The following is a 23,220-nucleotide window of genomic DNA, read 5'->3' on the forward strand; positions in this document are numbered from 1 at the left end:
AAGCACTACTATACTGCCGGATCTCCGGGGAACATCAGTCTAGGAGATTTTAATTTCCAGCCTGCCGGAAGATTGTCCTCTTGGGCCTGACCTACAAAAGTGCTCAGAGTGTCGCCATTCCCCGGCCCTGTGGCTAAGAAAAACTGAGCTTTTGCTGGGCGGGGGAGGCTAGCTCCCCAAACTAGAGTTGGGATATCCGCGGCAGTCGCAATTTGGATACCTAAGGCGGTTAAAGTTGCTGCGGTGATTTTTACCCGAGTTTCCTGCGGCATATTCCAGGCATATTTAATACCGCGAACTGTCACGTAAACAGTCACAGCTCGTGCTGTTGTTCCCGTAATAATCCCCCTTTTTTTAGGGATTTTTGATATTTGCCATCCAGCAGTCTTTAGGGCGGCTAAAATTGCCGGGGTTACTGAACAAAAACTTGAATTCCACCCATCGGCGGTGCGGCGTCTCGCCCGCCTCGGCTTAGGACTATTTCCACCCATGAAAGCTAAAGCTGGCGCAACAGCCGGAAGTGGGGTTTGACCTAAATTGTTTCTTTCTTCTGTATCAACGTTTGTTGAGAATACATAAATCAGGCCATTATCTAGCGGTACGGATACCGCGTCTCTAGTTTGATATTTATTATCTGGCATAAAATTACCTTGTCTACTCTCTCAGTCTGAAAGTTACGACAAGAACTGTCAAGGGCTGTACTTCTTTGCCAGTAAAGCTTTCATGGGTCTTAACTCTTCGCGGATCACTTAAATGATCCGTAAGCGCTCAAAAGTCCTGCTACCCTTTTATGTAAATTTTTGTTAAGCACGGATCTGGGGCTAATTAAGGCGCTCATCCACCTTCATCCGAGGCGCCCGCGAGGTAAGCACGAGACTATCTTTTGTCATCGGCAGGACTAACTTTGCGTACCTGAAAGTTACTTTACCGGTTTGCCTTTGATTGGGCAATGCTTTTTCTTGGTTTAACACTTTTCTTTTGGGCTGGACAATAGGATATTTTTTCGTAGGATTTCGGCTAGCGCCAACCCCCATATAAATTTCATCGAATGTGTGATTCTGGATTTTCAACACATCCTTAAACACTTTTTCCGCCTCTGAAGCAGAATTGGCTAGAAGCCATAATTTGTAGCCTAGGGGCCAGTTATTGTAGGTATAGCTGCCCCGGCCTCTAGCAATTGTGTAGGGTCTGTCCGGGGCGTTATTAAAGATTCGCTCGACCGACTTCGCATATCTTTTTATATCTGCGATAGAGATTGCGTTGGCTCCAGGAATTAGCCCATCATATTCCTGCTGATCCATCAGCCGAAAACTTATCTCTGATTCGAGTGGAGTCCCGGTAGTTCTCCCGCTGTTTATATCTTCTCTGAAGTGAAGGGAGATGTACGGATGCTTTGACAGACGAGAGATGTCCGAAGTGAGCCTCGGTTGAGAGCTGCTTCCCGCACCATCACTTTTTTGGTTCCACCAATTTATAATTTGTTGAGCGATTTCTCTGTACGATCCAGTGAAAATATTCCAGTCTTCTTTATTTTGCCTGTTGGGGAAAAAACGAACTACCTTGTAATCAAAATAGTCAGAATCCACTTTAGCAACTGGCTTTAGCTCTACTATTTTTGGCCTGTTTTCCCTAGAAATTCCAGGCCAGACTTCCTTGTCCTTTTTTTTTGCAGCGGTTCTTGACTCAGCACTTTCAAATTTATCAAATCCCAGTTCAAACTGTTTAGCCCATTCCGCAAAGTTGAAATACCCAAATCCCCTTACGGTGAGAAGCTGATCTATTGCTCTTAGTAAGGATGCTTGCAAGGCAATCTGAGCGTCGTTCCCAGCAATTATCAGCGGTGGTTCGTCATCGAGCCGACCGAAATCGAATTCGTATACATCAAAGTACGAACGATCCTCCAGGTTGGAAGATATTTTCTCACCTTCTATATAGGTAGGGGCTTCTCGCTTGTTTACCTCGTTAGTTATTATTCGCTCGAATCTAGAGAAGTCGGTTGGATCGTTATCCCCTCTAGGCTTTCCGCTGCCTGGAGTTCTAGGTTTAGGTCGTTTGGGTGCCGCCACCAGGGGTACCTCCTTTTCTGTAGTTAATTCTGTATTCCTGGGAAATTTTTCTTAATTTGGGTCGGTTTTGCCAAGCTTCGCCAAAAGCTTCCTCACCAGCCCTTGGTTTATCTTCAATTGAAAGTTGAGAAGTGTTAGAAAACCCCTTGTTAAATTCCTCAACAAAGGATTTCATGTCACCCACTCCGGTTGCGAGCCGAATTTGGCGCCGGGTATTGACATCTAGAAACGCAGTCATCCTCAGCTCTTCCTCAAACTCCCCTTCTACCCAATTATCAATATTTTTCCCAGCCTGTTCTGGGGAAAGCATCTTGCCTTTTTTGTCGGTCAGTCTTGGTCGTTTGGTTCGCTGTCTCTTGATTGCCATTTTATTTTGCTCTACACGATTGGTTGACGAACTAGATCGGGTAAAAAGTCTTGCAGCCCCTCGCCAAAACCCTCTACGAAACCCTCTAAAAATAACCCAAGATTTTTGGTAACTGGGTTGCTTTGAGTGTTTTCGATTTTTTTCTGAACATATAAGGCTAGGCTCCAGGGCTCTCCACCACCACCCCATTTTTGTACTGTTTCTGCTCCGCCCGGGATTAATTTCATGAGTGGGTGATTTGGCTCAATTTTGGCTAGTTGCTTCAGCATCTTTCTTCCATCTCTGTAAAACAAATTCATCATCATTTTTAGCCCCGTGAAAAATACAGTTCTAGAAAGACCCTTAAGCTGCGTCATTAATTGCGTTCGGGCCTCTTCATTTAAAGCCCTCCATAAAATAGAAATTTTTGTCATGTTTATTTGAACGCGGGGGAAACTAAAAACCCCCCCGCTTACAAAGCTGGCAAGCCCCGAGCCAAAAGATTCGCCTGTAATGCTGTACAAACTGCTAATGTTTCCCTCAATTTGCCGATTAATCTGCTCGTCGGTTTGATTAAAGTTGAATGCGTATGCCAACTGTGAAATTCGTAACATTCCTGTCACGGTTTCGGGCCCGGCTCCAAGCAAAACGCCGCCTCCTATAATTGCTGCCGATAGTGCCCCAAATATTGCCAACCCTTGACCCTCGGGATTGTTGAGTTGCCCAATAATTTTGTCTTTGACAATAATCAATGGCTTCAAAAATCCTGTTTTCAGTTTCTCTTTAAGTTTTGATGCTCCAATACCTACCGCCTTAGATATTGAGTCCCATATCCCTTGCGGAGAAATAGCTTGAGCAATCTCACCTATCTTGGTAACAGCGGATTTAAGGTAGTCGATGTATTTCCCAAGCACCCCTCCCAAATCAATCGATGGATTTGCCATCCACTCGGAAACTTTAGCGCCCTGCTTACCTAGCCAGTCTTTGGCAGCATCGAAATAATGTGAGGCAGCCGAAGAAGTTTCATTAGCCTTAACACCACCAGGTTGATTTTTGTCATTTGATGACATACGTTTATCCTCTATATTCTAGTTTTTCAATTTTTAAGATAATCAGTGTCAACAAATCGTAGATATCCTTGTCTCCATCAAATTGTTCTATTGATATTTCGTTGTCCCTGTTCTTTAAGAATTCTGGAAATAAAGTATTGGGGTCTGCCATTGCTGGATCGAATTCCGGGACACTTTCGGCGATAGGCTGTTTGGACTGCCCCTTTTCTTTGCCGAACCCTTTACCTCTATTTTTTTTACTAGAATCCTTGACACCCGCTGCTATATTTAGCGGGGTTCGCACTGTTTCAACGCTCGGTTTCGTGCTGCCTCCGATCATGTCTTTCAAAGCTTGCAAATCACCCGATTGCTTGCAATTCAGCAGCATCATCTGAATTGTAAGCACACTCAATTTATATAAAAAAGCTGTGATGGTGTCAGACTTTCCGCCGCTGAGCCAGAGGTGACTCATAGCAGCCTGAATACCTTGAGTGCCGCTAGCAAAATTAGCTCCAAAGGTCTGGTTTCCTTCGATGTCGGAACGCAAATCTGCTACCGATACGCTTAGTGGATGCAAGCCTAGGTGGTCAGATATTCTGATTAAAGCCTCAGTTATCTGCATCCAATTGTTGTACTTTGCCTCTCCCTCACCGCCTGCTATTTGCAGCCGATTTGGTATTTCAAATCCTTTATTTTTTATGCGCTCCACTTGAAAGAATTCGTGCAGCTCTTTAATCATCGCGCAGCAAGCTTTATCCATAGGTTCTGGGGGTTTGTTGGGTGGTGATTTGGGCGGAGTTGGCTTACGAGTAACAAATCTCGTTATCGTGTGCTGTAACGAATAAATATATACCCTCGACCCGGTACAAGGTCCGGCACCAAGTGGAAATTCAAGTCCGCCATTGGTTCTTTCTATCCAGTGTCCTTCTGATACATTGTTTGCCGATGATTTATTTAAGGCATTGAAATGCTCGTTTATTTTAGATGCCTTACCATAGGCCAAGATAAAAGTAAATTCTTGTGGGGTGTGAGCCCCTACATTTGTTATTTCATTTTCAAAGCTTCTTGATACTTCGTTAATGCCGATATTTCGTAGGGTTATCTCAGGAGAAATTCTGCTATTCCAAGCGTGACCGAGTGTTATCGGCCCCTTGAACAACGCTGTTACTTTTCGCTTCCCAGTGCCATTCCACGGCGAAGCCGAATCAAGTGCCGACCACTCAGTATTTACGACTTGCATATTTTTTTGACCAACAAGTCTGTATCGTGGCCATATGCTTAAATCAAAGTTTTCAAGATTGGCATCATCCTCGGGGTGAATTTTTAATTCCGCCGTGGAGCTTGCCCTAGTATCCCTGCCATCACGTCCGTGGGGATACACCCAGCACCACCAAGGTATCCCGCTAAAGTAATCTAAAACGATTGCCCTAACAGAAATTAAGGCCACGCAAGCTGGGTCTCCTGGCGGAATATAATCGTTGATTACGGGCTTGCCTAGCGCCTGTGGCGAGGGTTGTGGTAGAGGCGGTTCTTGGGGTGGAAGCTCGCATTTTGGATCAGTCCAACTTTCTGATTCCAAGACCCCAGCACCAACAATCCACGTTTCGCGGGTAATGGTGCACCCAACTTGCTTTGTGGTTTGGCGGGCCACCCCAAAATCCCACACCATGGATTCAAATCCAGAGGCTGAATTTGGGCCCATGCCGATCGACACCGGCCCAAGCCCGATCGACACTCCGGGGCCAGAGGGGCCTAGGGTGATACCAGCTTTGCCGATCGGCCCCAAATTAACTCCAATTTCGGCTTTTGGCCCCGAAGGGCCGACGCTAATACTGGCTTTGCCGATACCGACATCAAAGCCTACCTTCACTGTTTCCTTGAGAGGATCGATCGACACTTTAGCCATTTTAAAAATACTCCGTGCCACTAACTGCGGCTGCTGAAAATTCCGCGATCGCCCAAAGTGGAAATCCCAGAGTATTTTGCGTGGCAATAATTTCTCCCCGCCCGCCGTCAAAAGCAAGGTGCCCATTTTCATAGGAGAGCGCACCGCCAGCCGAAAGAAATGCACAGGCTCCATTTGGCGTGACGCCGCTTGGTGAATCCGCAAAACTAAACCAGATTTTCCCGTTAGATGTGAGGTGTAGGAGTGATCGCGAATTTCTAGCAGGAAGCACCTGTACCGGAGAAGAGGTACCCACGTTTACAGAAAATCCCTGAGCATTGGTGAAAGGTTTAGCGGCCAAGTCTGGCACCAAAGTCGGGATGATACGGTATGACCCGTGAATTCTTACGTAGTCGTTCACCCCAAGACCATCGCCAACTACCGGAAAACCGGCGGGAATAATTTCGGCGCCTATTTTCTGAGTGCTCCCCCAAAATCCAGAAGCATCGGACAAGTAAGGCATTTTTAGCTCCTTAAAGCCTTCTTGCCCCACGTTTTGAATCCAGATTTCAGAGCGATTTTGCCACGCTCCATCACCTAAGTCTACGGACAACTTAATTGCTTTACAAGGAGCTAGCCTAAAGTTTTCTAGCATTTTGGTGCGGGTAATTTCATCGGCATCATAGGCATTTATTTCAGGCACAGGTGCACGTCGGATACTGGGGAGATTGTAAATTGCTTGCATAAATCTAATCTCCGATGCCCGTCCTGCAATCGCCCATCCAGCAGGGGGTGTATAAGCAGCCCAAATTGCGGGCCAGTCTACTATGGTCTTGATTGTTCCATCATTTTGTCCAAAATTGGTTTGAAAGATTCCAGTTATCTCCGGCCGACTTTCACTAAACATTATTATAAATTCCCCATTGGTGCTGCTGCTGAAATAGTAGGAAATCCACCAATTGCAGTAAAGAGCAGGGGAATTTCTAGGCTGGCATTACCTATTGCATTGGTAACGCTGTTTGTGATTCCTGATTCGATGCTCCACCGAGAAACTAAATTCAACCCCAGTGGATTTTTTGCTGGTTGAATTTGAAGTCTATGAAGCAGCAGAATGCCATCCCAAAGCTGTTGACACCAGTTAGTCCCTGCCAGTAAAAAAGTCGGGGTTCCGCCGCTGCCGGGAAGGAAGCCAGATCCGATCAGGTAGTCAGGCACAGTCGCGATCGACCTGCCGGGGTAAGGAGGCGCTGACGCCACCGTGATTATCGGAATGCCGGTAACTTCTATCACCATTCGGCCAGCCGTGGCTGCCGGGTAATTTTCATATGTAAATTCCGGCTCGATTCCGGCCGTGACGTAACTTACTTGGTTGGGATTTTTGATTAAATCCTTTTCAGCGTTTATTCCAAAGTTCCAGGCCAGTTGAAAAATCATTCCCTCCAGAGTGGTGCTAGTTACTGTGCCGGGTGTTGTCGGAAGCGTGATGTTGGTCACTTAGTATATAATTGTATAGTTAATGTATCTATCATATACAAAAATGCCTTTTAGTAATTTAAGTCCCCAGACCCAATCGAGCATAAACATCTCAGAAGATGTGCGAAACGCAAAAGTTTGCACAACCGTGGCTATTACCTCCGCATTTACTGCTCCACAAGTGGCGGCAAACGCAAATCGCGCTACTTATTCGATATATAATTTGGGCCCCAATCCGGTACTGATGCGGGAAGGAGCCACGGTAACCGCAGCGCTTTATGAGGCAGTGCTCCAGCCTGGATTTTATTGGTATCCCGATCCAGGTGAACCTCGGTACTTGGGAGCTATTAGTTTGATGGGGTCTGGTGGTACCAGCAATTGCCAAATTTGTGAGGCGACGCTGGTCTAATGGTCTTATTAAATTTAAGCGGCCAGATCCCTGAGCCTAGTATTCCGCCGGAAATTGCCCGAGACGCTGAAACAGCGACAGCGATCGCAAATCACGAAGCGAAAGCAGATCCGCACCCGGTTTACTTGACGCAAGCCGAGGGCGACGGGCGGTACAGGCAAAGCACAGTAGCTCTGACCGATGCGGATATTCCCGCGCTGATTGCCCGAGACGCTGAAACAGCAGCAGCGATCGCAAATCACGAAGCGAAAGCAGATCCGCACCCGGTTTACTTGACGCAAGCCGAGGGCGACGGGCGGTACAGGCAAAGCACAGTAGCTCTGACCGATGCGGATATTCCCGCGCTGATTGCCCGAGACGCTGAAACAGCAGCAGCGATCGCAAATCACGAAGCGAAAGCAGATCCGCATCCCAGTCTGTGGACACGGATTACAAATGCTTTTTTAGCGCTGACAGGCGGTCAAGCAATTATTAAAAATAATCCTGCAATGTCCGCAGTTAGCTATAGTGCGGGGCAAAACCACCTGGAGCTTCGGACGACCGATAGCAGTAACCCAGCAATAGGATTCCATCGTGCAGGGTTTACGGGGACGGCTCTTTATCACTTGGGATACGGAAATGATTCGCTCAGAATCCGTAATGCCGATGGATTTGATGGAGCCCTGATTCATGACGGAAACATCGCATCAAAAGTCATAACAAATAGACTCGACGACTTAACAATTGTTAAACAGAAATTAATAACAGGTATTACCCCGCTTACTCAAGGAGAAGGAGCCGCTCCTTTCCATGGAATCTCTGATCCAAGTAAAATTATTGGAGCGGTTCTGTCTGTTCGACCATTTCCGACTGTGTGGATGATGCCTGGTGCTGGTATTATCAGCCCTGGCTACGAAATAATTCTTTATGGCTGGAATGCGGATCGCGTGACAATATACACTAAGGCTGGGAATTCAGCACTCATACTAGGCAAACCATTTCAGATTTTAGTCAGCTATATAAATTAAATCTGATGTCCTGATTGAAGAAAAGAACATTTTCGGATCGCCTCGACAATTTCCCTGGCGTCGCCACTGAAGTAACAAATCTCACAAACTAAAAGCGCCAAATTTTGGCGCTTTTAGTTTGTGAGATTTAGTAAATTTACTTTTACGGCACGACGCTGTTAACTTGTTGTTGCAAAGCCTCAATCAAGGGATTAAGTTGCAGAAAAGCGGCAGCGCTTTCTTGTGATTCTTGATTCTCTAAAGCTTTAAGGCGAGAATCGCAGTTCACCAGCGCTACCGAAATCTTTGAGATTAATTGAACTATGCTACTTAGTAAAATTTGGGTTTGTTGTTCATTCATATTTGGCTACCAGAAAATAACTAGGCTAGCCCTTGCACGAGCTTTCACGAAAGCTTTCGCTCCAGCGCCGGTGCTGCCCCGGTTCGCCCATGATTATTATCATACCTTGCGGTAAAATTTGGTGGTTGGCACAATTTTTTACTGTAAGTCAAACCCGGAACCAATGGTTCCGGTTCACCAATTATCGTCCTCGCTAATTCGTAATCGATCCCCCCCCCAAAACGCAAAAACCGCAGAGCGCCAACTCTGCGCTTTTTTGTTTAGAACTTGTGCTTAACTCGCGATCCCAGGATTCCAGTACGAGGCCTTCCTGAGCGGCGGGATGTTTCAGATAAACCTGACGGCAAACAATTCCTCGCAACTGATCGGCAGACCTTTCAGGGCGCTTATCACTTATTTGCCCTGATTGAAAATCGATTAAGATCAACCCGGAACCATTGGTTCCGCCTCAGTCCTCGCTAGTCCTCGCTGATTCGTAATCGGTCGGTCGCGGGTTCAAATCCCGCCATCGGCTTTGGGTTTCAGGATTTTTGCAAAACTAAAGCCACAAATTTCACCATAAATTAGGTTCGTAGTAAGGACTTTAGCCCTCATTCCGAGAAAGGACTAAAGTCCTCACTACAAACCATTAATTAGGTTTGTAGTAAGGACTTTAGTCCTCATTCCAAGAAAAAACTAAAGTCCTCACTACAAACCATTAATTAGGTTCGTAGTAAGGACTTTAGTCCTCATTCCAAGAAAAAACTAAAGTCCTCACTACAAACCATTAATTAGGTTTGTAGTAAGGACTTTAGTCCTGATTCCGAGAAAAAACTAAAGTCCTCAGTACAAACCATTAATTAGGTTTGTAGTAAGGACTTTAGTCCTCATTCATCGATCGACCGCACATCATAAATCTCAGTAAAAATGCGGTAGAATCAAACTGAACATCGCAGCCTGTTAAAGAATAACAAAAAATTTATGTGCCTGCAACCAGGAGATATCCTGCGCCAACGTTACCAAATTGTTAGTGAATTAGGTCGGGGAGGATTTGCAAGGACATATATAGCTACTGATTTAGACATACCCGATAACCGCCTGTGTGTCGTTAAGGAAATTAAGCAGCCCAGCAATTCCCAACTCTTACCAGAAGCAAGGGATCGATTTGAAAGAGAAGTTCAAGCTTTGTACCTATTGGGCAGACACCCGCAGATTCCGCAGTTATTCGAGAGCTTTGAAGACAATGAAAAGTTTTATTTAATTCAAGAATACATTGAAGGACGTTCGCTCAGGGAACAATTTAATCAAAATCCCCAATGGAATGAAACGCAAGTAATTGATTTTTTGCAGGATATCTTGCCAGTTATCGCTTTTGTTCACCAAAATAATGTCATTCACCGCGATATCACTCCTTCTAACTTAATTCGGCGCGATTGCGATGGCAGAATAGTTCTGATTGATTTTGGGGCTGTCAAAGAAATCAGTTCCTTAGAAATCACAGATTCGGGAGAGACTAGAAGTAGAACTATTTATACCGAAGGATATGCGCCAGCCGAACAATTGAAGGGTCATCCTCGGCGTTGTAGCGATATTTATGCTGTGGGTATTATTGCCATTGAAGGCTTGACTGGCTTGCATCCTGCTAAAGATTTCTTGATAGATTCGGGGCAGGGTGATATCGTTTGGCGCTATTCTACTCCCGATCGCCCTATGGTACAGATTAGTGGCGACATGGAAACGATTTTAAACAAAATGGTGCGCTACTACTTCACAAATCGCTACCAATCTGCGCCTGAAGTTTTGCAGGATTTGAATTCGATCGCCACATTGCAGCCACCGCCACCACAACATTTAGAACACAATCCGCCCGTATCTGGACCGTCACCGCCGGAACGCAATAGGTTTTCTCGATCGCACTTTCGCTTGCTGCTGCTAGGAATTGCAGGAATTATGGCTGGAATTGCGATCGGCCTTTTTCTCCACAACACTCTTACCCCAAAAACTTGCCTTTTCGTGCAAGGTGATGCTTTAAGCTGCGGCGAAGAATCTATCCTCAAATCCTCGAACCCTCGATTAAAGCAAAGCGGACTGAATGAATTTGCAAAACACAATTATCGGGAAGCATTTAATTTCTTTAAAAGGTCGTGGATAGAAGAAGAACAAAAAGATCCCGAAACCTTGATTTATATGAATAATGCCTTGCTCAAGGCGACAAAAGTCGAGCATTACACAATCGCCATTATCGTTCCAGTTGGCATAAACGAACAAGGTAGAGCCGAAATCGATTTGGCTAAACAAATCCTGCGGGGAGTTGCTCAAGCGCAAACGGAAGTTAATTTAAAATTATTCAACGCTGACCTAGAGCGCAATCTAAAGGGTTTAGAGTTTCAGGAAAATCAAGCTATTAAAGGCAAAGGTTTACAAGTCATAATTGCTGACGATGCCAATCTCAAAGAAGAGGCGATCGCCCGTGCTAATTCCCTAGTCAAACTCACAGGTATTTTGGGTGCGATCGGTCACTACACTAACCCAACAACAGCCCATACAGTCGATATTTACAACCAAAATCATTTAGTATTAATTTCCCCAGGGAGTACAACAGAAGTAGTCACAGAAAAACGCCGGAATTTTTTCTTTAGAACTGTTCCTAGCACTAAAGTTAGTGTTGAAGTATTCACAAAATATCTGAGTGAAAAGCAAGGTCAAACCAAAATAGCAGGTTTCTACAACTCCAGAAGCGAATCCATCTCGACTTTTTGGGAAGAATTTAGAAAACAGTTTAGAGAACGGGGAGGAACTATTGCAAATATCACAGAGTTTGATTTGTCGAAAAGCGACTTTGACGTAAAAAAAGCCATCAAAGAAGTCGGGGAAACTGAAAAAATAACGATTGTTTTAAATCCGAGTCACGTCCCACTTTCTGTCAATAATGCGATGGCACTTTTTCAAGCCAATCTCGATCGCAATTGGGTTGTCGGTACCGGGGGAATATACGGTCAAAAAACCTTAGAAGCTGCCAGTCAGTTACCGTCTTATGATAAATTCGCAGCAGCAGTCTCTTGGCATCCTTTAAATTCTCCCAACCGCAAATTTATTGAGGATACTCGCAAGCTTTGGAAAGGAGATGTCAGTCACCGCACTGCGTTAACCTACGATGCGGCAAAGACGCTGATTCAAGCGATAGAGATGCAGCCACAACCCAGCCGGGAAGGGATGCAAACAACTATGGCAGATCCAAATTTTAGCGCTACCGGAGCCACGGGAACAATTCAGTTTGACACAATGGGAGAACGCAAAAATTTTAGTCCTAAATTGGTGCATATTGTCAAGTGTTCTCAGCAGCAGTTTGGGGTGACTTTTGTGCCGATCGAATTTCCGACAGCCACAGCAGCGGGTTTAAAGTGCGATTGATATTAGAAGTCAGTTGTCAGTTGTCAGTTGTCAGTTGTCATTTGTCATTATATTTCTTCCAAAAGTCTTTTTAATCAGCTTTTGGAACGGGCAAGATGCCCATTCCACAGAAAAAAAATTTGTGGAACGGGCATCTTGCCCGTTCCTAGCTATTTTTGCAATCTTGTCTATTAGTCATTAGTCATCAGTCATTAGTCAGAAGGAAGAAAGGACTAAAGTCCTCACTACGAACCTAATTAACCGTTTGTAGTGAGGACTTTAGTCCTTCTTCAATTTAGTTTGGAGGGCGCGGGAGGCGAAAACTCAGGGGGCTGAGGATTTGATTGAGAGTTCGCAATTGTTCGGCGGTGCCCAAACAAATTAGCGTATCTCCTCCTTCGATCGCAGTTTCTCCAGTTGGCCCGACAATCAAAGTCCCGCCAGCGCGCCGTATCGCTAAAACTAACGCCCCGGATTGCGATCGCAATTTAGCATTTCTCAAAGTTTGTCCGACGTAGACACAACTATTGGGATCTACCAGAAATTCTTCCATGTAAAAAGAACTATCAGTGCCCGTCAAAACCCCATCTAAAAAATCCATCACTTGAGGTCTTAAAGCCGCCGCTGCCATGCGTTTACCGCCCGTAATGTAGGGGGATACAACCGCATCAGCACCGCCCCGCTGCAACTTCTTTACTGCTTCTTCTGTAGTCGCACGGGCGATCGCCCGTACCTTCGGATTCAGAGTTTTCGCCGACAGTACAGTGTATAAATTCTCGGCATCCGACGGTAAAGCTGCTACTATGCAAAGTGCGCGATCGATCCCCACATTTAGCAAAATTTCGTCCAGAGTCGCGTCTCCCTGCACCGCCGTATACCCCAGCGCCAAAGCAGCCTGCACCGACTGTACCGCCAAATCTACCACCACAAAAGGAATGTTTTCTGCCTGAAATTCCAAGGCAATCTGCCGCCCAGTGCGCCCGAAACCGCAGAGAATGTAATGCCCGATCAAAGAATCTACCAAACGCCGCTGTTGCCTAATTCTTGCTCCTTCTTGAAAATATCCTTGAATCAGCGCTTCTGTAAAGCGGTTGACGATATAACCAATAGCAATCACGCCCATCAATATCAGGCACATGGTGAACATTCGCCCGCGTCTGCCGAGGGGATGAATTTCGCCATATCCGACAGTTGCTAAGGTAAATACTGTCATGTAAGCGGCATCCAGTAAAGGCCATTTTTCTACCTGCCAATACCAGAGAGTACCGGTGCAGAAAATGCCACCAAGGCTAATGATGCCGCCCGTTAACTGTGTTTGCAGGCGCTGGTACTTTTGCTCTAGAGTTGAATACACCGATCGCCCTGACCTATTATTTATTAGATGCTACTAAATTTAAACATATCCAGAATTGTCCAAAAACCAGGTTTTTGTGTAGATATTTTGGTGCGAAACTCAAGACTTTGCCTCTTAACCGGGTTTTTTTGGTGTTAGCCCCGATCGACTTTTAACGCCATCACAGAGGTGGCGATTGCTCGAATTGGCGATCGCATTTGTCTGAAAGTAATTCCGTACCCGATTGCAGCCCTGCACCAACAAATCGTCAAGATCGAGATTCCACAGTATCACCGTACCATCTGCACTCGCACTAGCGATCGCCTTACCATCAGGACTAAAACTCGCACTCGAAACCGCAGCCTTATTACCTCTTAAAATGTGTAGGGGAAGTGCCCCCGTGCCTGCCCCCGTGCCTGCCCCCGTGCCTGCCCCCGTACCTGCCCTGCTGTCAACTTTCCAGAGTCTCAATATCTTATCTTTGCTTGCAGATAGCAACATTTGACTATCGGGACTAAAACTAATATTTGTGAATCCACTTGTATGCTTTAAAATACTTAGCGGTATACCGTCTTTGCTCCAAATTATCGCAGTTCCTCCAGCACTTGCCGCCGCCAGCATTTCTCCGTCGGGACTGAAACTTGCACTCACAATTTGCTCGCTATCAATCTGTAGAATTTGTAGCAACTTGATATCGCTACTTGCCTCGACTGACTGCTGTTTTTGCATTTTTTGCACAAGTTTTGTCAAACTCCACATTTTAACAGTGCCATCATTGCCAGCCGCCGCAAGTATCTGACCATCTGGACTAAAAGTCATGCGAGTTATCCAACCTTGATTTACTTTAAAACTTAACAATTCTTGCCCGTTAATTTGCCAAAACTTAACAGTTCCGTCGGCACTTGCTGAAACAATTGTTTGGCCATCTGGACTCAAACAAACGCTGGTTAGTTTAGCGCTATGTCCTGTTAAATTGTGCATCAACTTTCCGTTATTTTGCCAAATCTTGACAGTTTTGTCGTCGCTGGTAGAAACAACTATCTGACCGCTAGGATTGAAGATTGCACTTATAATTTTATCAGTATGCCCGGTCAATGTTGCTTGTAAAGTTCCATTAGTTTGCCAAAGTTTGATATCATTGTCATGGGTAGCTGTAGCGAGTATTTGACTGTCGGGACTGAAGCTCGCGAAAGCAAGGTTACTGGCTTGACTCTGGAAGCTGCGGCGTGCGGTGAATCTGTAAACTGCCTGTTCTAGGGCGATCGCCACTCGCGTCTGAATTTCTGAACTCACTCCGAGCGATCGCTTCATTTCAGTAGCAGCCCTGATGCTTTCTAGCAAAGCTTCGTCTTTTTTATCAGCAGCAAATAGCGTTTCTGATAGTACGCTGAGAGTCAGAATTTTGTTATTTCTTTCTTCGATTGACGGTTTCACCCAAAATGCTACAATCAGGATTGATATTAATATTGCTGCGCCTCCTGTAAGAAGTGCTAATCTGATGTTGTACTCGCGCCATAACTTATATTGAGTAATTCTTTTCTGTTTTTGTGCTTCTGCAAGTTCCTCTAGTAACTTTTTTTCGCGGCGCAGTTGCTCCATTTCAGCTTGAGTTTTTTTTTCGCGATCGCGAAACCTGGCAAATTCCGCTTCTTGGCTAATACCTAAAAATTGATAATCTTGCGCGCTCAAACTTTTATTAGCAGCCCACTCTCGCGCATCTGCCAATGCTTGACCGCGCAACAATCGAGATTCATCTTGACAATCTGATGCTATCCATGCTATTAGTGATTCGGCATAGGGGCGCAAGTCGCCGAGTGCTTTTTCTACCCAGTTTTGGTCAAAAATAGCTGCATAAATGCGGTTGGATACAGTTAATTTTCCGGCTCGTTTTACGACTAATCCGCTCAGCCGCAATTCTGTTTGTTCGGGAGAGTTATCGGCCCAGATCCCCCCTGCCAGGGCGGGCACGGGGGCACCGCCCCTACAATCGGGGGGTTCTGAAAGTTCCTCATTCCTGGTTAATTTGACTGAGGGGAATTCTGGCATTTTCTCCCCCCTTCTTAAGGGGGGTTGGGGGGGATCGACTTGCATTTCCTCCCCCCTTCTTAAGGGGGGTTGGGGGGAATCGACTTGCAAGATTTTTTGATATAGTCCTAACAACCTACTAGCGCGGTACTGACTTCTGAAAAGGCGATCGCGAATTGTTTTGAGGTGTACCGGTTCATCGGAGGATTCCCAATTATCAATAATCTGAGATTGTACTATTTCACCAATTAATAATTGGTTCGTAGTAAGGACTTCAGTCCTTATTTCCTCATTTACACCATAAATAATAGAAGTATCTCCTAAGCATTTAATATTTTGCAGAATCAGCTTACAAAGCTTTTGAGTCAGAAACGGCTGTCCTCCCGTCCAATCCAAAATCTCTTGTAAAACCTCTTGAGGATTGTCAAATTCTCCCTCAAATCCCTTAGCTAAAGGCAGAGATTCCTGTAAATTAAAGCCGTATAATTCAATAGCCAAACCGATATTAAACGGCGTGCGGATTGGATCGGAAATCAAATCAGACGGCGAAGCAACTCCCAGCAAAGCAAAAGTTAACCGCTGGTATTCTGACTTGACAGCGCGTTTGTTGTAGCAAGATCGAATTAGAGCAAAAAAATCATCTAGCGGTTCTTGAAAACTGAGAACACTATCAATTTCATCAATAAAAATGACAATCGGTTGAGCAATTTTTGCCAGCAGCAACTCCTCAATTAACTCTCCTAAGCGCTGCACGGGCGGCATCAACTCTCTCTCCCGCCACCAAGTCATAAACTCGACGGGGTTAAACAGGTTGAAGCTGCACAAAAGCTTGTAAGCGACGCCGCCGTACCACTTATCCAGAGAGACTTGCTGGCTGCCAATGTCCGAAAGGTCGATCGTAGCACAAGCAATGCGATCGGCCGAGAGCTTTTGTACGGTTTGAACTAATAAGCTGGATTTGCCCATTTGTCGGGAATTGAGCACGTAACAAAACTCTCCGGCTTTCAGGGCTTGATAGAGTGCAAAGTCGGCTTGGCGGACTACATAAGTAGGTGCATCTTGCGGAAGACTGCCGCCGATTTGATATTGGTAATCGACTATCATAAGCTTGCGTTTAGTTAGATTATTTTGTCACTTCCGTTGTGCCTTGGCCGCAAATAAGTTTGCCATTTTGATAAATTGGTTCCCCTGGTTCAATTGTACCGCGATCGTCAGCTTCGCACAAGATGGATCTTGTTCTCATTTCATCTTTAGCAGCATTGGGATCGACTTCTTTGGCAGGAACTAGAAAGACAGCACCAACATAACTTTTTTCTGTTTTTTGCTTGGACACTCCATAATTAAAAGCAGCTTGCTTTCTAGCCAGAGTTGAATACTTGTAGTTGGTTGTTTCGGTTTTAAGCCGAAGTTCTAAAGCAGCAATAGAATTGCTAAAAGCATTGTTTTCTGCAAATTTAGCTTGCTGACCTTTGTTCAGCGAACTAACATACTGTTTGCCTTCTGATTGCTTAGCCTTATTTGCCATATTCAGATAAGATGGTACAGCGATCGCGGTCAATACTCCAATACACATTAAAAGCACTAAACATCCGCAACCATTAGCTGGCTTAGAATTTTCTTGACGCATGGTATAATCTCCTCTTTGTTTGTAGTAAGGACTTTAGTCCTTGAAAAATCAAGTAAATGCCGATTTAATATTGTAATCGGCTGTCATGATCCGCCCTAAATTTAAATTATTCGGTCACTGCTGTCGTGCCTTTGCCGCAAGCAGTTTTACCATTTTGATAAGTGGGTTCTGCCACTTGAATTAAACCTGGAAAATCAGCTTTGCACAATATGGCTATTGTCTTGAGTTCATCTTTGGCAGCATTTTGATCGACTTCTTTAGCAGGAACTACAAAGACACCGCCCACATAACTTGTATTTTTTAAGTGCTTGGATAGTCCATAATTAAATGCTGCTTGCTTGGTGGCATGAACTGAATACTTGTAATTTGGGGTTTCAGTTTGAATGCCTGTTGCCAATGCTTCAACAGAATTAGCCAAAGTATTTTTTTGAGCAAAATAGGCTGTTTGCCCTCTGTTCATTGAGCTAAGATACTGTTTTGGTTCCGATGGCATCTCCCGAATTTTATCGTTAATAAATGAGGGGTGAGCTAGCACGCCAATTACTCCGACGTACATTGAAAACAAGAAGCATTCGTAACGATAAACTGAAATGATAGCTGATAGAGAATTTTCTGGACTCATGGTAGTGTATCCTCTTTGTTTATAGTAAAACCGATAGTCCGACAGTCCGACAGGGAATGAATTCCCTGTCTCAAAGCTTAAGTCCTCTAAAGAGGACTAATGAATTTAAAAGTCTTCTTCTTAGTCCTCTTTAGAGGACTTTCGCTTTGAGGCAGGGGTTTAAACCCCTGCTGGACTTTGGGTTTGACGTGTTTTTTTTCAGGAATGGGCAGATACTGGGAGCGAGGAAAACGAGGAAATACTAATTCCTAATATCGCAACTTTGATGCTTCTTTTTTGTCGGAATATTCTGGTTTAATCGTTTTAGTGCCGATCGCAAAATCGCGCAACTCCACCCTCGTAAACTTGACACCCCACGGATCGGTGGTTGTATCCAACTCCTCCACTAAAGTATTATTGAGTTGATGGCGAGCTGTATGAAGTTCCTCGACAGTTAACTTAGCAATCTGAGTCCGAATGCAAAGAATCAGCATATTGAACATAGCTTCCTTGAGATTCTGCACTTTGTAGGAAGCTTTTTCTAAGTCAATTACTCGCCAGTACACAATAAATTCCAGGGTGACAAAAACGCGATCGTGAGTTGCACATTGTTGCGGTGGCAGTTTTAACATTTGCTCGCGCAGAGTTTGTTGGTAGGCGACTTGCTCGACAAAGGGAATCAGAAATGTGATACCAGGTTCTAGTTTTTTGCGATCGTACTTTCCGAAAATTTCAACTAAAGCCTCATCTCCTTGACGGACAATTTTAACGCTGCTGGCTAAGGATACTCCGGTGATTGCAAACAACACCATCAAAAAATACTGATACATAGTGAATCTCCTAAACAGTTGACAGTTGATAGTTGACAGTTGACAGTGATTTCTTAGTCCGCGGAGGCGGACTTTGTTTGTGTAGAAGCGATTTCAATCGCCGATCGATCAAAGTTGACAGTTGACAGTGATTTCTTAGTCCGCGGAGGCGGACTTTGTTTGTGTAGAAGCGATTTCAATCGCCGTCTAATAAAAGAAATAACAAACCCAGATTTAGCTGTTGTGAATTAATCTGTCAGGTATCACAATCAGCGTGTTTCCTTCCCGGCGCAAAACGTAAACTTTTTGTCGGGATGCGATTAGTTGGGAATCTTCATTGCGAGCTTTCCAAGAAGCACCCTCATAAATCACCATTCCAGTTTCTCCAGATAGAATTTCGGAGATAGTTGTTGCTGCGGTGGATTCAGGAATGACAAACTTTTTGCGAAAAATGAAAATTGGTCTAATCCAGATACTCAGCGCGAGGGCTATTCCCATCCAGTAGGATATCTGCCAGTCAAAATCTTCATACATTACATTTGCCCAACTGAATTGAAATGTTACCGATCCTCTCCACAAAATAAAGGATGAAATTAGAGCAGCAACTCCCATCATCAGCAGGTAATATCTGTATCTTTGTGGCTGAGTTGTGATGATTAATAGATCGATCGCACTTAGCACAACCCCTAGCAGCAACCAAAACATCGGCGGTGTGAAGGCGAAACCCGATCGATTAGTGGCTGACGCCAGCGACCAAATTAGGATAGAATGCACAATGCTTTTACCTCCTTTAGACAGTGCTGAACCTTGTTATTTCTAATCTAATCAGGCCGCTATTTGAGTTGGTGAGTGACTTATTGGAAAATTCATCGACTTTTCATCGACTTTTTATCGACTTTAGGGAGGGTTAGCAGTCAATTTAAGGTCAAATCCGCATTGAGGCAGGGGTTTAAACCCCTGCCTCAAAGCGAAAGTCGGTTAAAACCGACTATCAATTTTAGATTTTAGATTTTAGATTGGGAATGATTGATTTTAGATTGGAGATTTGAGATTTAAAGTTGAGGATTAAGAGGTTTATTTAATTGGCTTTTCAGTCCTCTTTGAGAGGACTTTCGCTATGAGACAGGGAATGAATTCCCTGTCGGACTGTCGGACTTACAAACGATATCGGTACAGCATTTGATGTTAAGTTGACACGCCTTGTCCTGCATCTACTTCTATTGTGCCTGCACCAACACGCTAGCTGTGCGCGCTAAAAGTATGAGCGCTTCGCTATCGCTGTCCTCGCCAGCGGTGAAATATGGATGCTGTATAATGCGCTGTCGTAGAGACTAAAATAATTAGTGGAGATAGCATCATGGACACCACAAGAAAGCCAGCTATTAATCCTATCAATGTAGTTCTGTTTATTAGATTGCAGACAATTATATTTACTACAAAAACAGTGATAAAATAGCAAGATAAAATACTGGAAAAGTTTTTGTATATCCATGTTCCTGAAAAAATCAGGAAGAGTAACGACGGATATAAATAAATACCCAACAACATACCGAATCCAAGTCCACCAGTGTCCGGGTCAAGTTTACCGCCGTAAAACTGAGCCGACATACTAGCATAAGAAATGCAGTAATAAATAGATAGATACATTGCTGAACCAGCAACAATTAACTGAAAAATGGTTCGGATAAATGACATAAGAGATATTTTTGCAGTCAAAACTTTATCTGGGCGGGTGAGTTGTGAGAATTAATATATCGATCGCACTTAGCACAACTCCCAGCAACAACATCGGCGGTGTGAAGGCGAAACTCGGTGGCTCGGTAGCTGACGCCAGCGACCAAATTAGGAGAAAATGCACCATGCGTTTACCTCGTTTTGATGCGATCCAACCTTGTTATTTCTAATCAAATCAGGCCACTATTTGAGTTGACGACTGACTTATTGGAAAATTCATCGACTTTTCATCGACTTTCGGGCGGCTGTCCTTTATGATGGTTGCAGTGTCTCGATCGCGATAAGCAATGCCACGATCGCTAAAAGTGCGCGAAGAGTTCATTCGTGCAGTTAAATCGTCTCTCCTGAGAAATGGCTTTCCCAGTCAGAAAATCCTGGCTGAGGATTTAGGGATGGCGCAATCTACTGTCAGTCATTTCCTGAATGGCAAACCTGTGGATTATGTCAATTTCATCGAAATTTGTCGCGGATTGGGGCAGGAATGGCGGGATTTAGCCGATTTTGAGGCGAATTCGGAGCCGGAGGAGGTACGGGTGGTGAGCGCAAAAGTGGCGATCACTTTCGTTGGCGTAGCCCCCGTAGGGGCGGGCTTTGCTACGGATCGCTTTGCTAACACTAACGCGCGATCGATCTCAAACCACATTCTTTCCCAGCAGTTGCACGAAACTTTGAGCGCCGGGGGCCACGAAGTCTTTTTAATTAACAACAGCAGCGACTCACGATCGTATTTAAAGCTTTCCGATTATTTACTGCTGCTAATATCCGCAGAATCGGCCGCCAGCGAAATGATATTAGAACAAGTGCAGTTAGCCAAGCATTTGCACAATTTAACTGCTAAAAAAACAGCTATTTTACCGATTTGCCTTGAGTCAAATACACCGCTTTCCTTTGATTTGTTCAGTTGTTTACAAGGAATTCAGCCCTGGATTTGGCGTTGTGCGGGCGACTCATCAAAGTTATTATCAGAAATTTTAACTATCATCAAAGAAGGCCGCACATCGTTAACTGCCGACCATGAATTCGCTGTAAATTGGAACTCAATTACTAGCACAAAACAGTCAATAATTCCACCCCAGCCAGCAGCAGCGCCAGAATTGCCGGGAGGACAAGTAGAAGTCGCTTCTCGCTTTTATGTCGATCGCCCTCCGATCGAATCGCGGTGTTACGAGGCGATCGCCCAACCGGGAGCCCTGATCCGCATCAAAGCGCCCAGACAGATGGGCAAAACTTCCTTGATGGCGCGGATTTTGCATCACGCAGAAGCGCAAGGTTCTCGCACGGTAGCCCTGAGTTTTCAGCTAGCAAATCGGAGAATATTCGCTAATTCTGATACTTTTTTGCAGTGGTTTTGTGCTAGCGTCGGTCAAGAATTGGGAATGCTGGAACACTTGCCGAAGTGCTGGGAATTAGCCGATATGATTGGCAGCAATCAGTGCTGCAAGGCTTATTTTGAACAGTATTTGCTGTCAGAATCGTCACCGCCTCTGACGTTAGGTTTGGATGAGAGCGATCGCCTGTTTGAATCCCCGGAAATTGCCGACGACTTTTTTGGGTTGTTGCGCGCTTTGCATGAAGAAGCGAAGCGGCGAGATATTTGGAAAAAGTTTCGTTTGATTGTGGTACATTCCACCGAAGTTTACATCCCGCTAGATGTGAATAAATCGCCGTTTAATGTCGGATTGCCGATTGAATTGTCCGAGTTTAATTCGCAGCAAGTGCAAGATTTGGCGAGGCGACACGGACTGAATTGGAGTGCGACAGAAGTTGCAGACTTGATGGCTTTAGTGGGCGGACATCCCTATTTAGTGCGGCTGGCTATGTATCGCATTGTCTGTCAAGATGTGACTTTAAATCAATTGTTAAAATCGGCGACAACCGAAACCGGAATTTACACCGATCATTTGCGCCGCCATTTGTGGAATTTAGAAAAATATCCCGAATTAATCGAGGCGATGGGAGAGGTTGCGAGTGTCTCAAATCCCGTCAGGTTGAAGTCGGAATTAGCGTTTAAATTGAACAGTATGGGTTTGGTGAAACTGGATGGTAATTATTGCAGTGCGAGATGCTGTTTGTATGAGGAGTATTTTCGCGATCGCCTAGAATGCAAATAATCCTTAGACAAGATTGTAAAAATCATTTGAATCAAATTTTTGGACAGGCTAGAAGCCCGTCCCACAAGAATAAAAAAATTGTGGGATGGGCTTTGAGCAGCGTCCTAATTATTTTTCCTACAGGCTAGAAGCCCGTCCCACAAGAATAAAAAAATTGTGGTATGGGCTTTGAGCAGCGTCCTAATTATTTTTATAATTCAAGTCTATTATTTAGCCGATCGCCAAATCCACACTAACTACAAATTCGGGAAAAGCCAGCGGCGAAACTTCGTCGCCCCGCCAAAACCGGAGGATTAAACCGTAACCGTTAACAGTCGGCTGGCGGTAAACTTCCAAGCAGTTTTCCTGTAAATTGACAATCCAGACTTCCTGAATTTGCGATCGGGCATAAATAGGAAGTTTCACATCTCTGTCATAATCTATGGAAGTATCAGCTACTTCTATTAACAGCAAAACTTCCGATGGTAGCGGATGGGCGGTTGAATAGTAATCGGCGCGAGGTTGTAACAACACTAAATCCGGTTGCGGTTCAGTTCGCTGGCTGACTTGAATCGGGTTTTGTACAGTCACAATCGCACTTTCTTCTGGAAGTCGGCAGAAGATTCGAGTAATGCGGTTAACGCAACCTGCGTGACGAGTTCCAATAGCTGCCATTTCAACAAGTTCTCCTTCTATCAATTCTAGTCGATCGCCCTCCGCAAGAATCCCTGCTTTACCCATCTCATGGTATTCTTCAACTGTGAAAAGTCTTTTGAGCAACTGCACAGCCATAATTTACCGTTCCTCTAAGCATTTATTCAATTATAGTCAGTCGGGCTATTAAATACCAGTAATGTCTAAAGTCGATGAGAAGTCGATGAGAACTCACTCAAGTTCTCAAATAGCCTGGTGATTTAATAGAGATAGAGTAGAAGCAAGGCGCATTATGCGAACTTTGGAAGCCCCGCCGCACTGAAATCAGGCATTTACCTGAAACCAGAATATCATCGCGCCTCTCCTCTAACCATTACTCATTTAAAAAATACTCTAATCACAC

The 23,220-nt window shown here is 44.7% G+C and carries 20 protein-coding genes; 4 read left to right on the forward strand and 16 right to left on the reverse strand.

The features are described 5' to 3' along the window. Positions 1-8: 8 nt before the first annotated feature. From QZW47_RS27460 to QZW47_RS27490, 7 genes are all read right to left on the reverse strand, one after another. On the reverse strand, positions 9-641 hold the full coding sequence (locus QZW47_RS27460) for a hypothetical protein (protein ID WP_293134618.1): 633 nt from the start codon (positions 639-641) through the stop codon (positions 9-11). A 180-nt stretch (positions 642-821) separates the two neighbouring features. Then, positions 822-2,066 carry a hypothetical protein gene (locus tag QZW47_RS27465; protein WP_293134621.1) on the reverse strand — a complete coding sequence of 415 codons (1,245 nt, stop codon included), beginning with the start codon at positions 2,064-2,066 and terminating at the stop codon, positions 822-824. Beyond that, entirely contained in the window at positions 2,044-2,433 is a 390-nt protein-coding gene (locus QZW47_RS27470) for a hypothetical protein (protein WP_293134624.1), read from the reverse strand. The genes QZW47_RS27465 and QZW47_RS27470 overlap by 23 nt, the downstream gene beginning before the upstream one ends. A gap of 11 nt (positions 2,434-2,444) precedes the next feature. Next, positions 2,445-3,482: a hypothetical protein gene (locus tag QZW47_RS27475; protein WP_293134627.1), complete on the reverse strand. Its 1,038-nt coding sequence runs from the start codon at positions 3,480-3,482 to the stop codon at positions 2,445-2,447. A 4-nt stretch (positions 3,483-3,486) separates the two neighbouring features. After that, entirely contained in the window at positions 3,487-5,454 is a 1,968-nt protein-coding gene (locus QZW47_RS27480; protein ID WP_293134630.1) for a hypothetical protein, read from the reverse strand. Continuing rightward, a complete protein-coding gene (locus tag QZW47_RS27485) occupies positions 5,369-6,253 on the reverse strand; it encodes a hypothetical protein (protein ID WP_293134633.1) in 885 nt (294 codons plus the stop codon). Before QZW47_RS27485 ends, QZW47_RS27480 begins: the two co-directional genes overlap by 86 nt. A gap of 2 nt (positions 6,254-6,255) precedes the next feature. After that, positions 6,256-6,840, reverse strand: coding sequence for a hypothetical protein (locus tag QZW47_RS27490; protein ID WP_293134636.1), 585 nt, complete (start codon positions 6,838-6,840; stop codon positions 6,256-6,258). A gap of 127 nt (positions 6,841-6,967) precedes the next feature. Here QZW47_RS27490 and QZW47_RS27495 point away from each other — a divergent pair, with 127 nt between their 5' ends. Further along, on the forward strand, positions 6,968-7,228 hold the full coding sequence (locus QZW47_RS27495) for a hypothetical protein (RefSeq protein WP_293134639.1): 261 nt from the start codon (positions 6,968-6,970) through the stop codon (positions 7,226-7,228). Beyond that, complete coding sequence (locus QZW47_RS27500; RefSeq protein WP_293134642.1) at positions 7,228-8,235, forward strand: hypothetical protein; 1,008 nt, start codon at positions 7,228-7,230, stop codon at positions 8,233-8,235. Before QZW47_RS27495 ends, QZW47_RS27500 begins: the two co-directional genes overlap by 1 nt. Before the next feature lie 142 nt (positions 8,236-8,377). Here QZW47_RS27500 and QZW47_RS27505 read toward each other — a convergent pair whose 3' ends face one another. Next, on the reverse strand, positions 8,378-8,575 hold the full coding sequence (locus QZW47_RS27505) for a hypothetical protein (protein ID WP_293134645.1): 198 nt from the start codon (positions 8,573-8,575) through the stop codon (positions 8,378-8,380). Between the two features lie 960 nt (positions 8,576-9,535). Here QZW47_RS27505 and QZW47_RS27510 point away from each other — a divergent pair. Further along, positions 9,536-11,965 carry a bifunctional serine/threonine-protein kinase/ABC transporter substrate-binding protein gene (locus tag QZW47_RS27510; RefSeq protein ID WP_293134648.1) on the forward strand — a complete coding sequence of 810 codons (2,430 nt, stop codon included), beginning with the start codon at positions 9,536-9,538 and terminating at the stop codon, positions 11,963-11,965. Positions 11,966-12,239: 274 nt separating this feature from the next. Here the strand turns inward: QZW47_RS27510 and QZW47_RS27515 are convergent, their stop codons facing one another. From QZW47_RS27515 to QZW47_RS27545, 7 genes are all read right to left on the reverse strand, one after another. Further along, on the reverse strand, positions 12,240-13,298 hold the full coding sequence (locus QZW47_RS27515) for a TrkA family potassium uptake protein (RefSeq protein WP_293134650.1): 1,059 nt from the start codon (positions 13,296-13,298) through the stop codon (positions 12,240-12,242). Between the two features lie 114 nt (positions 13,299-13,412). Then, the gene (locus QZW47_RS27520) at positions 13,413-16,406 is read right to left on the reverse strand and encodes an AAA-like domain-containing protein (RefSeq protein WP_293134652.1); all 2,994 of its coding nucleotides are present in this window, start codon (positions 16,404-16,406) and stop codon (positions 13,413-13,415) included. Positions 16,407-16,425: 19 nt separating this feature from the next. Continuing rightward, entirely contained in the window at positions 16,426-16,929 is a 504-nt protein-coding gene (locus QZW47_RS27525) for a type IV pilin-like G/H family protein (protein ID WP_293134654.1), read from the reverse strand. Positions 16,930-17,035: 106 nt separating this feature from the next. Beyond that, complete coding sequence (locus tag QZW47_RS27530; protein WP_293134657.1) at positions 17,036-17,551, reverse strand: type IV pilin-like G/H family protein; 516 nt, start codon at positions 17,549-17,551, stop codon at positions 17,036-17,038. Positions 17,552-17,799: 248 nt separating this feature from the next. Beyond that, positions 17,800-18,360 (reverse strand): paraslipin, encoded by a 561-nt coding sequence (locus tag QZW47_RS27535; protein ID WP_293134660.1) that lies wholly within the window; start codon positions 18,358-18,360, stop codon positions 17,800-17,802. Positions 18,361-18,573: 213 nt separating this feature from the next. Then, the gene (locus QZW47_RS27540) at positions 18,574-19,113 is read right to left on the reverse strand and encodes an NfeD family protein (RefSeq protein WP_293134663.1); all 540 of its coding nucleotides are present in this window, start codon (positions 19,111-19,113) and stop codon (positions 18,574-18,576) included. A gap of 946 nt (positions 19,114-20,059) precedes the next feature. Beyond that, complete coding sequence (locus QZW47_RS27545; protein WP_293134666.1) at positions 20,060-20,200, reverse strand: hypothetical protein; 141 nt, start codon at positions 20,198-20,200, stop codon at positions 20,060-20,062. Positions 20,201-20,360: 160 nt separating this feature from the next. Here QZW47_RS27545 and QZW47_RS27550 point away from each other — a divergent pair, with 160 nt between their 5' ends. Continuing rightward, positions 20,361-22,184 (forward strand): AAA-like domain-containing protein, encoded by a 1,824-nt coding sequence (locus QZW47_RS27550; protein WP_293134669.1) that lies wholly within the window; start codon positions 20,361-20,363, stop codon positions 22,182-22,184. Positions 22,185-22,394: 210 nt separating this feature from the next. On the opposite strand, the gene QZW47_RS27555 is transcribed toward QZW47_RS27550, so the two are convergent. Beyond that, positions 22,395-22,955 (reverse strand): Uma2 family endonuclease, encoded by a 561-nt coding sequence (locus tag QZW47_RS27555; RefSeq protein WP_293134672.1) that lies wholly within the window; start codon positions 22,953-22,955, stop codon positions 22,395-22,397. Between the last annotated feature and the right edge of the window lie 265 nt (positions 22,956-23,220).

It is taken from the genome of Microcoleus sp. bin38.metabat.b11b12b14.051, from assembly GCF_013299165.1.
In the GTDB taxonomy this organism is placed as follows: Bacteria; Cyanobacteriota; Cyanobacteriia; order Cyanobacteriales; family Microcoleaceae; genus Microcoleus.

What these genes read in the sequence shown, in the direction of transcription:
- QZW47_RS27460 (WP_293134618.1), bottom strand. Translation starts at nt 641, where the DNA reads ATGCCAGATAATAAATATCAAACTAGAGACGCGGTATCCGTACCGCTA.
- QZW47_RS27535 (WP_293134660.1), bottom strand. Translation starts at nt 18,360, where the DNA reads ATGTATCAGTATTTTTTGATGGTGTTGTTTGCAATCACCGGAGTATCC.
- QZW47_RS27505 (WP_293134645.1), bottom strand. Translation starts at nt 8,575, where the DNA reads ATGAATGAACAACAAACCCAAATTTTACTAAGTAGCATAGTTCAATTA.
- QZW47_RS27520 (WP_293134652.1), bottom strand. Translation starts at nt 16,406, where the DNA reads ATGATAGTCGATTACCAATATCAAATCGGCGGCAGTCTTCCGCAAGAT.
- QZW47_RS27500 (WP_293134642.1), top strand. Translation starts at nt 7,228, where the DNA reads ATGGTCTTATTAAATTTAAGCGGCCAGATCCCTGAGCCTAGTATTCCG.
- QZW47_RS27525 (WP_293134654.1), bottom strand. Translation starts at nt 16,929, where the DNA reads ATGCGTCAAGAAAATTCTAAGCCAGCTAATGGTTGCGGATGTTTAGTG.
- QZW47_RS27530 (WP_293134657.1), bottom strand. Translation starts at nt 17,551, where the DNA reads ATGAGTCCAGAAAATTCTCTATCAGCTATCATTTCAGTTTATCGTTAC.
- QZW47_RS27545 (WP_293134666.1), bottom strand. Translation starts at nt 20,200, where the DNA reads ATGGTGCATTTTCTCCTAATTTGGTCGCTGGCGTCAGCTACCGAGCCA.
- QZW47_RS27550 (WP_293134669.1), top strand. Translation starts at nt 20,361, where the DNA reads ATGCCACGATCGCTAAAAGTGCGCGAAGAGTTCATTCGTGCAGTTAAA.
- QZW47_RS27485 (WP_293134633.1), bottom strand. Translation starts at nt 6,253, where the DNA reads ATGTTTAGTGAAAGTCGGCCGGAGATAACTGGAATCTTTCAAACCAAT.
- QZW47_RS27555 (WP_293134672.1), bottom strand. Translation starts at nt 22,955, where the DNA reads ATGGCTGTGCAGTTGCTCAAAAGACTTTTCACAGTTGAAGAATACCAT.
- QZW47_RS27475 (WP_293134627.1), bottom strand. Translation starts at nt 3,482, where the DNA reads ATGTCATCAAATGACAAAAATCAACCTGGTGGTGTTAAGGCTAATGAA.
- QZW47_RS27510 (WP_293134648.1), top strand. Translation starts at nt 9,536, where the DNA reads ATGTGCCTGCAACCAGGAGATATCCTGCGCCAACGTTACCAAATTGTT.
- QZW47_RS27470 (WP_293134624.1), bottom strand. Translation starts at nt 2,433, where the DNA reads ATGGCAATCAAGAGACAGCGAACCAAACGACCAAGACTGACCGACAAA.